This window comes from Paenibacillus sp. MAHUQ-45 (genome assembly GCF_058133325.1).
On sequence record NZ_JBYUPV010000002.1, the window covers coordinates 749,746 to 762,892 of the forward strand.

11 protein-coding genes and 1 pseudogene are annotated in these 13,147 nt (G+C 40.5%); 11 read left to right on the forward strand and 1 reads right to left on the reverse strand.

Features of this window, described 5'->3' with window-relative positions; genetic code table 11:
• Nucleotides 1-370 precede the first annotated feature (370 nt).
• From hfq to AC3Y23_RS07185, 7 genes and pseudogenes are all read left to right on the forward strand, one after another.
• Entirely contained in the window at nucleotides 371-610 is a 240-nt protein-coding gene (gene hfq, locus AC3Y23_RS07155; protein WP_379197056.1) for an RNA chaperone Hfq, read from the forward strand.
• 165 nt (nucleotides 611-775) lie between these two features.
• Complete coding sequence (locus tag AC3Y23_RS07160; RefSeq protein ID WP_379197058.1) at nucleotides 776-3,352, forward strand: transglycosylase domain-containing protein; 2,577 nt, start codon at nucleotides 776-778, stop codon at nucleotides 3,350-3,352.
• Between the two features lie 225 nt (nucleotides 3,353-3,577).
• Nucleotides 3,578-4,822, forward strand: coding sequence for an MFS transporter (locus AC3Y23_RS07165; RefSeq protein WP_379197060.1), 1,245 nt, complete (start codon nucleotides 3,578-3,580; stop codon nucleotides 4,820-4,822).
• A gap of 328 nt (nucleotides 4,823-5,150) precedes the next feature.
• Nucleotides 5,151-5,705, forward strand: a complete 555-nt coding sequence (locus AC3Y23_RS07170) for a ribonuclease FAU-1 family protein (protein ID WP_379197063.1) — start codon at nucleotides 5,151-5,153, stop codon at nucleotides 5,703-5,705.
• Between the two features lie 3 nt (nucleotides 5,706-5,708).
• Nucleotides 5,709-6,365: a YdcF family protein gene (locus AC3Y23_RS07175; RefSeq protein ID WP_379197065.1), complete on the forward strand. Its 657-nt coding sequence runs from the start codon at nucleotides 5,709-5,711 to the stop codon at nucleotides 6,363-6,365.
• Between the two features lie 94 nt (nucleotides 6,366-6,459).
• Nucleotides 6,460-6,785, forward strand: a pseudogene (locus tag AC3Y23_RS07180) (AAA family ATPase); the annotation flags it as partial.
• Between the two features lie 256 nt (nucleotides 6,786-7,041).
• Entirely contained in the window at nucleotides 7,042-7,980 is a 939-nt protein-coding gene (locus AC3Y23_RS07185) for an AAA family ATPase (RefSeq protein ID WP_379197067.1), read from the forward strand.
• Between the two features lie 207 nt (nucleotides 7,981-8,187).
• Here AC3Y23_RS07185 and AC3Y23_RS07190 read toward each other — a convergent pair whose 3' ends face one another.
• Nucleotides 8,188-8,436, reverse strand: a complete 249-nt coding sequence (locus tag AC3Y23_RS07190; protein ID WP_379197070.1) for a hypothetical protein — start codon at nucleotides 8,434-8,436, stop codon at nucleotides 8,188-8,190.
• 887 nt (nucleotides 8,437-9,323) lie between these two features.
• Here AC3Y23_RS07190 and AC3Y23_RS07195 point away from each other — a divergent pair.
• The 4 genes from AC3Y23_RS07195 to AC3Y23_RS07210 form a co-directional block, all read left to right on the forward strand.
• Entirely contained in the window at nucleotides 9,324-10,118 is a 795-nt protein-coding gene (locus AC3Y23_RS07195; RefSeq protein ID WP_379197072.1) for a hypothetical protein, read from the forward strand.
• A gap of 72 nt (nucleotides 10,119-10,190) precedes the next feature.
• The gene (locus tag AC3Y23_RS07200) at nucleotides 10,191-11,519 is read left to right on the forward strand and encodes a DNA sulfur modification protein DndB (protein ID WP_379197074.1); all 1,329 of its coding nucleotides are present in this window, start codon (nucleotides 10,191-10,193) and stop codon (nucleotides 11,517-11,519) included.
• Nucleotides 11,519-12,520 carry a phage lytic cycle repressor MrpR family protein gene (locus AC3Y23_RS07205; RefSeq protein ID WP_379197076.1) on the forward strand — a complete coding sequence of 334 codons (1,002 nt, stop codon included), beginning with the start codon at nucleotides 11,519-11,521 and terminating at the stop codon, nucleotides 12,518-12,520. The genes AC3Y23_RS07200 and AC3Y23_RS07205 overlap by 1 nt, the downstream gene beginning before the upstream one ends.
• 260 nt (nucleotides 12,521-12,780) lie before the next feature.
• The coding region (locus AC3Y23_RS07210) for a hypothetical protein (RefSeq protein ID WP_379197078.1) at nucleotides 12,781-13,147 on the forward strand (367 nt) is incomplete at its 3' end.

Here is a 13,147-nt window from a genome sequence, read left to right on the forward strand (position 1 = left end):
GCAAAAGGCGGAGTTTCAATGTTAATCAAGAAGGAGAATAGGAAGATGAGGTCGAAATCAATAGCTTGAAAGGATCTCGACCAGGCATCGCCACGCGATTGGACCATGAATTACAAAATGCTTATAATGTAGGAGTAAATCAACATTAAGGGGGAGCCATTCTTAAAGAGATTCAATACAGAACTTGAATTTATTCGATTTAATCAAGAATTGATGAATATATCCATGACCGATAAAATAAGCCCCTGTGTTACCCCGTACGTCCTCCATTGATGTAGGGGGATGATCCGTGATATAATAGCAGGAAAGTTTCTCTCAGGTCTTGAATATACTTCTGAACAATCTAATTGAACCATTGGGGGTACGTCATATGAACAAGTCCATTAACATCCAAGATACGTTCTTGAACCAACTACGCAAAGAGAATATCCCTGCTACAGTATATTTGACCAACGGTTTTCAAATCCGGGGCATCATTAAAGCATTCGACAATTTCACTATCGTCATTGACAGTGATGGCCGTCAGCAAATGGTGTACAAGCATGCGATTTCTACCTTCACACCGCAACGCAGCGTGTCCTTGATGCAGGATAGCAGCAACGAGGAGTAACGAGCGGGCGCGTGCTTGATTGATCTGTCTGGCAGATTTTTAACGATTGAAGTGAAACCTTTTTGTGTATACAGCGTTGAATAAAGAGTGAGAAGGAGCAACCTGAGAAGGTTGTTCTTTTCATTCAGGAAGATATTAACTCCTTAAAGGGAGTCAGGAGGCACCATGTCTAAAGATGAAATGTCAAGGACGAATCGGAATAGAGACAGAACGCCGACGTCATCCAAACCAAAAACAAATGCAAAGAAGAAAAAGTTTCTAACCAAAAAACGTGTACTATGGAGTCTGTTTTTTGCAACAGCACTGGCTATTTTTTGTGCGCTGGGTGGTTATCTCTTCATTATGCTGAACGGAGAGAAGCTGCTGCAGGAGAACGAAGACAAGCTGACGGTAAACGAAACGACCAAAATCTATGACCGAAATGCGAACATCATTGGCGAGTTGGCTTTTGAGAAAAGTGATCCAGTGGATTATGACAAGATCCCGAAGCTGCTGGTTGATGCGTTCGTAGCTACCGAAGACAGACGATTCTTCGAGCATAGCGGAGTGGATTTATGGTCTATCGGCCGTGCCGCAGTCAAGGATATTGCCGCAAGGAGCATGGTAGAGGGTGGTAGTACGATTACACAGCAGCTCGCCAAGAATATCTTTTTGACACGGGATAAGACCTTTTTCCGAAAAGCTACCGAGGTCTCCATCGCTGTAGCACTGGAGAACAAGAAGACGAAGGAAGATATTATTACACTCTATCTGAACCGGATCAACTTCGGTGGTACGGTATATGGTATCAAGGCTGCGTCGATTCGTTATTTCGGTAAGAGCAACTTGAATGATCTCAAAATTTGGGAAATCGCGACGCTGGCAGCCATGCCTAAAGGTCCTTCCCGATATAATCCGCTTCGCAATCCTGACTTGTCCAAGGAACGCCGTGCGGTTGTGCTGCAGCTCATGTATGAGCAGGGGTACATTACTGAACAGGAGCGGGACGAAGCCAAAGAGGTGGACTACAACTATAAGCCACCGGAAACGAAGCAGCGTTATCAGGCTTTCATTGACTACGTAGTGGACGAAGCAGAAGCTAAATATGGACTGACCGAGGATGATCTGAATATCGGCGGATATAAGATCTACACTACTATGGATAAGCACGCGCAAGAAACGGTAGAGGATGCCTTTGCCGACAGTGCAAACTTTGAGAAAAGTGTGGACGAAGATCTTGTACAAGGCTCGATGACGATCATCAACCAGGAGAACGGTGGTATTGTTGCCCTGCTTGGTGGACGGAATTATGAGAAAAAAGGCTACAGCCGGGTAACCGCCAGCCGTCGTTCACCAGGTTCAGCCTTCAAACCACTGGTCTCATACGCACCAGCAATTGAGACTGGCAAATTCAACGAAAATTCTCTGCTCAGCAATGTGAAGCAGTGCTTTGGCAAATACTGTCCGAGCAACCTGCACGGGTATTCCAGCACAATTAGTATGAGTGATGCCATACAGAAGTCGGAGAATATGCCGGCGGTATGGCTGCTCAATGAAATCGGTGTGAACACAGGTTTCCAATTCGCCAAAAAAATGGGGATTGAGCTTACGGATGATGACAAGAACCTTTCCCTTGCCCTCGGAGGCATGAGCAAGGGAACCAACACGCTGGAGATGGCGGAAGCTTACAGTGCTTTTGCCAACGGAGGCGAAATCCGCGATGCTTATTCGATCAAGTCAATTACGGATAGCAGTGGCGAAACTAAATTCAAGTCTAATACGACACCTACGCGGGTCATGAAAGAAAGTACGGCCTACCAGATGACCGAGATGATGCAGAAGGTTGTTGAGAGCGGAACAGGTAAAAAAGCCAGAATTGACCGTCCGGTAGCCGGCAAGACGGGTACAACCCAAAGCGGATACCCGGGCATCAGCTCGAACCGTGATGTCTGGTTCGTCGGCTATACACCGGAATGGACGGCTGCCGTCTGGATGGGGTATGACAAACCAAGCAAGAAACATCTGCTCAAGAACAGCAGTCCGCTGGCAGCAGCCTTCTGGGGTAAAGTTATGAAAGAAGCGCTGCGAGATGTGCCGAAGAAGTCGTTCCCACAACCGGACAATGTCGTTAACCTGGAGCCTACACCGAGTCCGGATGCTATTCAAGCGGTGAGCGGTCTGTCCGCCCAGTATGATCCGTCTACGTTGACGGTGAAACTCAGTTGGAATGCTGTATCAACTGCGGGCGTAGAATACCGTATTTATCGCAAGGAAACTTCGGAAGCGAACTTTAGCTCCGTGCTGAGCACAACAACTGCCAGTGTTGGAGATATCAGCGCTATGCCAGGTTTGACCTATGAATATTATGTAACGGCTTATTATCCTGAGCTCGATACAGAAGGCCCGGCGTCTAATAAGGTCTCCGTTTATGTGGAGGATGAAGAACCAACTCCAGAACCTACGATCACACCTGATCCTAATATCCCTATCGAAACACCGGATAACGGTGAAGGAGATCAAGGAGGGAACAATGGAGGCGGAGATCAGGGCGGTAATAACGGCAATGGTGGAAATAGTAGCGGAACGATTGTACCGCCTGAGAATACACAGGCCCCAATTCCGACGCCTCCTCCAATTCCGACACCGCCGCCAGCAGCTACAATTGAACCTGCCAATCCAGCCAATGCTGGTGTCGACACGGGTGCCCCAACTAATACCGATCATGAAGCGGGAACGGGGACAGATGGCGTAACTGCGCCTTAAGAGGTTGGCTGTTGTAGGCAATTGAATAAGAATACACAACCCCGGTTGTGCTGCGGTCCCTCGTTAGGAGGGGCTGTACGCACAGCCGGGGTTCTTTTTTTGCCAGAGGGAATGCTATTCTGAATGAAAAATGCTATAATGATACAATCTTTTTCATTTTTGATCGGAGGCAGACCGTTGTAAATTCTCATTCCTTTTCCTGAATACAACTGAATATAGGGAAGGATGAGTCCATTGCTTACACAATCATTTCATAGACTCTGGCTTAGTCAGGCTCTATCTACTTTAGGAGACATCTGGTACATTTTGGCGCTAGTCGTCACGCTTTATCATCTTTCTGGTTCGGCTACCATAACAGCGTTGTATCCACTACTCAGAGTTGCCGGTATGACCGTCGGTAGTGTGGTAGCGCCTCTTATTATGCGTAAACTACGCTTGAACCGCCTACTTACCTCTAGCCTTGGTGGGCAAACTCTTGGCTTGGGTTTACTCACCCTATACATGCTTTTAATGGGTAATGATAGTCCCAATATTGCTGTATTGGTTGGGATGGTTTTCGGGATATCGATTCTGGAGGGTGTGGCGGGTCCTGTCAGATCGTCTCTTGTTGCGCTAACCGTACCTGAAACTTCATTGCTTAAAGCAAACAGCGTACTAGCGGGTGTCGTAGAGACTTGTTCTCTGGCTGGATGGGCGTTCGGCTCCATAACGGTTAGTTGGCTAGGTGCCAGCCAAGTGCTACTCCTGTCAACGCTATTACTAGGCGGTGCTTGCATATCTTCCTCCATGATAAAAAAAGTCAGCAGTAGCGCAGACCAAACATCAGCCTTGTCTTGGGGACAATCACTTCAAGAGGGATGGCGTATTTATTTTACGTTACCCAAGTTACGTGTCTTGTTGTGGATGGATTTTTGGGAAGGTCTATTTAGAGGGGCGTTTGCTGGAGCACTATTGCTCGTATTCGTAAATGAACGACTGCATGTAGGCGAAGTATGGTGGGGCTGGATGAACGGCGCTAATTTAGGTGGATTCGTGCTCATAAGCATCTTGATGAGTCGTTTGACGGACGAAAAGTGGAACCTTGGTGTTATGCTGACTGTAGGCAGCGGCTTCGTTGCTGCGCTAACGCTCGGCTTCAGTTTCTCTACTAGCCCGGTGGTTACGCTCGTTGTCATGTTCGCCATAGGGGCTTTCCAGGCTATAAAAAATTTAGCGGAGCGAACTTCTTATCAAACAAGCGTCCCCACTTCAGAGCTCCCGCCGCTATTTGCCGCTCAATCGTCACTTACTTCAATTCTATATGGAGTTTCGTTATTATTATCTGGCTGGATAGCGGATACCATGGGGATTCAAATGCTATACATCTTTGCATCGGTTGGGTTCGCGCTTTCCTTCGTGGGTGCTCTTGCAGGACGGGGAAATGCACAGCAAACAAATAGATATAATGGCACAGAAGAAACGGTCAAATAGTGATTCGTGAAATACAGATAAATAAGCTGCTTAGAAATGCGCGAGTGTCAGCTTAAAATATAGTGTCTTATTGAAGGCTATCCAGAAGTTCTGGATAGCCTTCTTTATATTAAGAGATGTGGGTATGAAAGTTAGCAGCACAATAAATTGTCGGTTGTAGCATCTCTATATCCAATAAACATTAAATAAAAAAAGATTAATTAACCGATATAAGTACGCAAAATGCAACCCTTGCGGATATAACGGGTATACTATTCACTTGTCTTCCTTTGAGTGTATCTCCTAAATGTGGTAAGCTGAAGTCACCATAATGGAGAGGGTTATTATTATGAAACGTAAATTCGGAGACCGGGCCAACTGGCGCCGGATTACGCGCCGTCATTTTGCTTGCCGCTATGTGGAGAGCCGGGAGTTCAGTGGTTACATTACGCTGTACACCATTTATGGGCTCAAAGAACCACTGTGGAAAAGCTATGGCCGGCATACATACCGTATTGCTGACAAAGGGTATTCCTGGCTGCAATATTTCCCCAAGGATAGCCACTATATCGTCACGGCTATGTTCGACGAGCGGCAAAATATCGTTCAATGGTACATCGATACCTGCAAAGTGCAGGGTGTCACCGATCAAGGCGTGCCTTGGTTCGATGATCTGTACCTGGATGTTGTGGTGCTCTGGAACGGGGAAGTGTTCTTGCTGGATGAAGATGAACTGGAGGAAGCGCTGGAACGAGGGGACATTTCGGACAGTGATTATAACCAGGCCTGGAGCACGGCGAATACGATTTTACGAAGTATAGACGCGCATGCTTTTCCTTATTTCTCCCTCTCCCTGAAGCATCGCGCGGAATTATTTCATCACGGAGAGTTCAGGAGGAAATGACAAATGGATTGGTACGTCTACGGAAGAGATTCGTCCCCGATCCGGATAGTATCTAAAAGACGGCGGTTCCGTTTTAAGGGACCGTTCTTGTTTGGACTGGCTATTCTGATCGTACTGGGACTGTTATGGAGTGTTTTTGCACTATGGAACATTAACCGTGCCAAGTCAACGGTCCCCATGCAGAAAGCAGATGTGGGGATCGTTCTTGGAATGTCCATGTGGGGCGATGAACCGAGCCCTGGCTTGAAAGAACGCCTCGATTATGGGCTCAAGCTTTACCATAACGGGATGTTCCCCCGTTTTATTGTATCGGGAGGACTAGATCAGCCCGATTACAAGTATACCGAAGCTGAGGGAATGCGCAATTATTTGGTTGGCGCAGGCGTCCCGGAACGTGATATTTTGATTGAAAATGCAGCGACCAGTACGTATGAGAATCTACTGTTTAGCCGCGAGATTATGAAAAAAGAAGGTTTGACTACTTCTATCATCATCACGCATACCTATCATGGGCGACGAGCTATGGAAATAGCAGGTGCTCTTGGTTACGACAAACCAGAGCTGGGACTGACGGATTCCCGCGTAATGTCCATGGCTTGGAACAAATCACGCGAGGTACTCGCCTATACCAAATGGAAGATTCAGCAGTTGTTTCTCTGAATAATGGGCAAAATCCCGAAACTGCTAATATCACCCCACCAGCAGGAATAGACTTGTTTAGAGCAAGTCAGCCCTGGATAATGAGGTGAAATCCATGAACGGACGCGTAGCGGCGGCAAGCGGGCGGGAGGAAGGCAGACCGTCCCGGCAAAATAATATCGTCTTGCGCACTTGTATTTGAAATTTACGCCCTGCTTCAGGTCGCCCAGATGCGTACGGAGGCAGGTCTGGCCAGCAAGCGGGCAGGCCTACCATATGGTGTTTAAGGGCAACCTCGGTACGGGCAAAACAACAGTCGCCCGAATCGTGGCGAAGCTGTTCCAGCGGATGGGCGTGCTGAGCAAGGGACATCTGATTGAAGTGGAAAGGGACGATCTGGTAGGCGAATATATCGGGCATACTGCGCAAAAGACGAGGGACTAGATATTAATGAGTACGATCCTTTTATGGTTCCCAGAGTTACGTAGGGTAGTGTATGCTTTTAACACAATTATGATTATTATGAATCAGTCTTACAAATTAAAGATTTTAACTACATGCAGTAATAACACCATTTTAATTACACCAATATGTTTTAAGAATGTTATCAGACGTTGGAGTACTTAACATCAGAATTGAGGTTGAGGTGATTAATTTGGATGATAAGTCAAGAGAAATTACAATCAACGAATCTAGGATGAACATTACATTTAGAAGTCAAGAAATTACAAATTCAATAATCGAACATAATTTAGTTGAGGCAACATTTCCTAATTATTTAGAATCGATTAAGGAAATATTTCAAGAACTTGATGGCATGATTGGCTTAGAGAAGGTAAAGGAATTTATTTACGAGATACATGCCTTTTTGCAGGTTGAAAAGATTAGAAAAGAAATGAATCTTAAAGTCGAGCCTCAGGTCTATCATATGGTATTTAAAGGAAACCCCGGTACTGGTAAGACAACAGTCGCACGTATTGTGGCGAAGCTGTTCCAGCGAATGGGCGTACTAAGTAAGGGGCACCTGGTTGAAGTGGAAAGAGCTGATCTGGTGGGCGAATATATCGGGCATACCGCACAAAAGACGAGGGACCTGGTTAAGAAGGCGCTGGGCGGTATTCTTTTTATTGATGAAGCCTACAGTCTTGCTCGTGGTGGAGACAAGGATTTTGGAAAGGAAGCCATTGATTGTCTTGTGAAAATAATGGAGGATAAACATGACGATTTAATAATAATTCTGGCTGGTTATCCTGATGAGATGAACATGCTATTAGAATCAAACACTGGTTTGCCATCACGATTTCCAGTCAATATTAATTTTAGGGATTACTCGATTGATGAACTTATACTGATTGCCATTAAAATGACCCAAGACAGAGACTACATTTTGAATATCGAAGCTATAGAGAAGTTAAGGGACATAATACTTGAAGAAAAAATCAGCGAATCCGTTTTTAGCAATGCACGGTTTGTGCGAAATGTAATTGAAAACTCAATACGTCATCAAGCAGTAAGACTAATGAGTAAACCAAATAAACCTTCAAGACAGGACTTGATGAATATTCTCCCAAAAGACCTAATGTCTTCTTCTGTTAGGATAGAAGGTAGGAATAAGACGGAGAGTGCAATTTCGTAGTATTTGTACAAGGGATTGGTTTGGTCAACATAATAGCCCCCATTTGGGGGCTATTTATTTTCATCATTTACTACGTATTCTGCTTTGAAAACACAATTCTTTCAATACATAGTTTGTTACTAATATACTTGTTTCAAAATGTAGTGAATACTAGCATCTAAATTCCAGGTTTATTTAGTTCTCCCAATCTCTATTATTGTATAATTTTTATGTATTTTTATTTTCAATAACTTCTCGTTTTTTATATGGTTCACGATAGAATTTACCACTATTAGCATCTTTCTTCGTCCATATAACTTGATCATCATATGTATTTTTCATTTCTTGTTCATAATCAATCCAGATCCTTTTGTTATTTTTCCAGTCCCATGAAACTAATCTCTCATCAATATATTCACACTCTCCATCCCAGTATTTTTCCTGCCATGTTTTTTTCCATTTTAGTTTTTTAATCATTTTTATAATCTCCTTGTTTATATGTATTTTCATTAATTAGAAATGTTTATCTTCAACCTCTGGTAATTTAATTTGGTGCATGTACTATATGATTCTGTGATGTAAATATAGCATTGAGAATTAAAATTATCAATAATATATTTATTTTTATTTTAATAACGCTTTTATACATAATAACAATGGATGCCGATGGACATATTCTATCGCTGTATCCTTAAATGCTTGCAGAATATATGAGAGAATTCTGTTATATCGGAAGAACCCGCCGCATTCGTAGCGTCCAACGAAGTGTCAACCTGATCCTATATAGTATCATTAATTAGAAAATGTGGTGAAGATCACAATGCTGATAAATCATTATTTAGATAAATAAATAAAAATAAGAATATTATTTTAATTATATATAGATGGTTTGATTGAAGAGTAACAAAAGAGTGTCATTATGAAAATATTGAAATTATACAGTAATATCGCATAAGACTGATACATATTAACTTGTATATAAAGATCTTTTATATTGCTGGAGAATATAGAGGTAATATTTTAATATTTACTTGCATTTCTTTATCGATATGATAAATTCATAGAAAGAGATAAATAATTTGTCGAAAAAAGACGGAAAATTATATCATGGCTTACATTTTGAATAGTGAAATAATAATGCCGTACCGTTATCTTCTGAACAGCTCAAAGAGTAGCTTCGGTGCTGCAGAAGCGAAATCTAATATGTTACAATTATCGGCAAGGAGCATTTCAGATTGAACCAGAAAATACATAAACCAATTTACTCTAAGTATACGAGCGAAGTTTATCTAGTTATTGAAGAGGAGATAATATTTACAGGTTAATGTGACAGGGATTTATATATAAATTGCAAGGAGTAAAATATGAAACTAAATAAAGATATCATACAAAGTGTAAGAGTTGCTGCAAGTAAAGCTGGGGGATATCTTACAACCGAACTTTATAATAAGAATAGAGGCAGTTTGCCAGCATGGGAAAGTTTAAAAGGGAAGTTAGACAACATCAGTTTTTCTGACTTTTTAAAGCAGTGTGATGTACTAGAAAAAGATGAGTTTTTAAGAAATGAAAATAGAATAAAAGCTATTAGTAACTTAAAACTTTTGGGGTTAGAGTACGGAGAAATATCAAAGTCGCTATATGATAATCAAAAACCGAAACTGTCTCCATCATCAGACTATATTAGTAAGTATTATGGATGGGATGAAATTGCTAAGAGCGCTAATGTAAAACTCGCAAATAGCAGATATTTATCTCTAGAAGATGCAGTCAAAGAACTCAAGCAGACTATAAAGGATTTAGGTTATATTCCAACCAATGCAGAGTATAGAGATTTAAATCTAAAGCCATCGGATAAATCATTAAAGAGTCTTGATGTAACATGGTCGACAGCAATGCGCAAGGCGGGATATAAACCATATGGTCGAGTAGTTTCAATAAAAGATAAAATATGTGTTGAACATAACTGTTTCAGTCAGTTCACTCCTGCAAATGAAGACGAAATTTACTGCGAAAGATGCTATAAACTGTTTAGACAACGAGCGATTAATAGTCTGGGTGATCTAGATTATATTACAATTAAAGATTTTTGCAAAAAATTGATTTACACAAGTACAAATCAGAAGAACTTGCTGAATATTTTTGAAGGCAAGCTCAAGTGACTTAAAGCGAATTAATTATTTTTATATATGGTATAATCAATACAATAGAAAAATAAAAAGGGAGGCAGCAGTTTGATAAAAGATCGAGGGGAATTGGAACTGCATATTGCAGAGCGAATAAAAGAAGTGAAGAGTTCTCGTAAAAAAGTGAACCAAATCAATAAATATCTATTAGAGTATGGAGTACCAATTGGAACATTTGAGGATATTTCAAAAGGAAATCAGTCTCTTGAATCATTAACTAGTGCTTTGTTGTGCATAGTAACTAGTGCCTTGTATGATGCTACGAGGTACGAAGATATGAAACCTGATAATTTTTATACAGAAAATGAAATTGAAAAAGCGAAAAATACAATTAAATATGCATACAAAGACGAAACAAGATTACATTTGCCTCTGGAGATAGAAGATGTCACATATTTAGGCGATGCAAGTTATATCACAAAAATAGACATGAAATTCCTGGTTCAATTGTTCCATTCGCAACTGATTAAGTATGACTTTGATACTCAACGTAGCGCAAAGTTTGTGAAAAGACGTGATGGAATAGTCGCTGTGCCCGATATAAACATAAAAAGTGTTGAAGATATTGCTGAAAGTATGGTTAATGAAACATATCTTGAAGATATGATCACTTTAAACATGTACTCAGATGAAATTGAAGCTATTGAATATAATACAAAGACAAGAACTCTTCGTATTAATGAACAGGCAATTATAAGTATTCTTGATGGTTTCCACCGCCTTCAAGGCGGAGTGAGAGCTGTTTCGATGAACCCTAACCTAAAGCAACGAATGATTCTTTCAATTCGCTCCTATGACACTTTAACAGCTCAGAGATACTTTGGACAAATCAATACGATAAACCCTGTTAAAATTGAAAGAAGGAAAGAACTATTATCCGATCAACCCTCAGACTTGGTAGTACGTGACCTTCAATTAAAATCAGATTTAAAAGGAAAGATAGCATCTGCTCCCAATATATCTGGAGTTGCAAAGCAATTAACAACATTTGATATTATGTCCTATGCGATAGCAAATACCTTTAATCCCACTAGCAAGATGGAGGCAAAAGAAACTGCCGAATACTTAACCAATTTTTATGACTACTTGGTGGGATCTTTTGTTGATGAGTTTTTGGAAAATCCACAGAACTATAAGGAATCCAATATAAATCATCCGCTTATGTTTATCGGTTACACTATAATTGCAAAGTATTTCAAAGATAATAATATCCATCCAAGAGAAGTGAAGAACTATGTAAGCAGAATTAACTTTAAAGATTCAGACTTAATCGGCCTTTTGGAGTCAAAGGTAGGAATCGGAATTAATACCCCTAGTTTACGTAAGAAAGTCTTAGTGTATTTTAAAAGTTTGGTTGCTACTGGAGGAGAAGAGTAATGTCCAATAAAATATATGATGAGGAATTGTACAATAAAGATCAAAAAGATAGATATCTTAAAGGGTTGGTCGATAATACCTATCAGGTGTATTCGAGGATTTTAAAAAGGGCCTCAATGATTGAAGAGCCTCTTAAGAAGGATCTTTATAATTTTAACATATATGAAATTGGACAATTAATGAAATTACTGTCCCCTACTACCTTCCTATCGAGTCACAGTCAATTAACCAACATCCGCAAATATATTGATTGGGGTATCAAAGAGGACTTGAGGGAAGACAATATTAATCCGTTGTCCGTTACGATAACTGATGAATTTGTGCAAAGTTTCGTAGATACAAGCAACAAATATTTATTCACAGACAAAGAAATAGAATCGATTGTGGGACAGATTACGAATTTTCAAGATTCGGCTTTGATTCAGTCACTATTTGAAGGTATTATGGGTAGAGCGTATTCCGAGATATTAAATATGCTGAAAATAGATATAACTGCAGAATCAAGTATCTTGGTTGTCAAAAATAAGCCAGCTAGTGGGCCAATTAGGGAAAGACAAATAGGAGTGTCAGATAAATTAGTGGGATTATTGCTTGCAGCAGCAAGACAAGACGTATATCACAGCAATAACGGGACCACGGAGAGCCATTTAGGGCAGCGAAAACTCATAGATACGCCTTATGTTTTTCGCCCAACTATCGCACATACAAAACACTTTGATATAGCTGAAAAAACTTTAGTATCAAGGCGAATTGCCATGATATCCAAATGGTTTGATTATCCATATCTAACCCCGATCAACTTAAGGAAATCCGGAATGGTTAGATACGCAAAAGAACTTTTGGATCAAACAGGAAAATTTGAAAGAGAAGAGATCGTGACAGTTTGTAAAAAGTTTGACTTAGAATATAAAATAACGACTAGACTAACTAAAGAATTCTTGAACATTGAAACAATTGAAGCCCTATACGGACGTAGTAACCAAGAAAAAGAACAAGCTTAAAAACTTGTTCTTTTTTCTATTTAATAATTGAAAACCAGTTGACTTTGAAAGTGTTCATGATATTATTAATTAAATAATTATATTTACTTTAATGATTACGAAAGGAGATATTGTATAGATGAATAAGCCAATCGGTTTTTAAAGCAAACTGTTATTGCCGATATTTTTACATCCACGTAAACTATAGAATGAGGGGATAAATATTAAGTGAGGATAAATAGAGACATTTCCCTAATATTCAGCAGAGGGAGATACAAAATATGAAAAGCGTTGGGGATGTACTAGGTATAAGCGAAAAAGCGGTTGAGTTTTGGAGGCTGACGAACTTCCTTTTTCCAAGTGAAGAAGAAAAAATAGATTTAATGATAAGAATGAAGGATAGGAGTCGCAGAGAGATCGATAATTATATTAATGTTACGCGACAGAAGAAGCTGAAGGATAATCAATACAGTAATGTTGAAGAGTTTCTTGAGTTATTCGGTAAAAGTAAAAAGATGGCTTTGGAACGACTATTTCAACAGCCATTAAACAGTGGGATGTTATCTCTATTTAACGGTGATCCTGTACATTTATTTAGAATGCATAGCAACTGTGAACCGGAAGTTTGGTATATGGATATTATGATCT

What these genes read in the sequence shown, in the direction of transcription:
- hfq (WP_379197056.1), top strand. Translation starts at nt 371, where the DNA reads ATGAACAAGTCCATTAACATCCAAGATACGTTCTTGAACCAACTACGC.
- AC3Y23_RS07160 (WP_379197058.1), top strand. Translation starts at nt 776, where the DNA reads ATGTCTAAAGATGAAATGTCAAGGACGAATCGGAATAGAGACAGAACG.
- AC3Y23_RS07165 (WP_379197060.1), top strand. Translation starts at nt 3,578, where the DNA reads ATGAGTCCATTGCTTACACAATCATTTCATAGACTCTGGCTTAGTCAG.
- AC3Y23_RS07170 (WP_379197063.1), top strand. Translation starts at nt 5,151, where the DNA reads ATGAAACGTAAATTCGGAGACCGGGCCAACTGGCGCCGGATTACGCGC.
- AC3Y23_RS07175 (WP_379197065.1), top strand. Translation starts at nt 5,709, where the DNA reads ATGGATTGGTACGTCTACGGAAGAGATTCGTCCCCGATCCGGATAGTA.
- AC3Y23_RS07185 (WP_379197067.1), top strand. Translation starts at nt 7,042, where the DNA reads ATGAACATTACATTTAGAAGTCAAGAAATTACAAATTCAATAATCGAA.
- AC3Y23_RS07190 (WP_379197070.1), bottom strand. Translation starts at nt 8,436, where the DNA reads ATGATTAAAAAACTAAAATGGAAAAAAACATGGCAGGAAAAATACTGG.
- AC3Y23_RS07195 (WP_379197072.1), top strand. Translation starts at nt 9,324, where the DNA reads ATGAAACTAAATAAAGATATCATACAAAGTGTAAGAGTTGCTGCAAGT.
- AC3Y23_RS07205 (WP_379197076.1), top strand. Translation starts at nt 11,519, where the DNA reads ATGTCCAATAAAATATATGATGAGGAATTGTACAATAAAGATCAAAAA.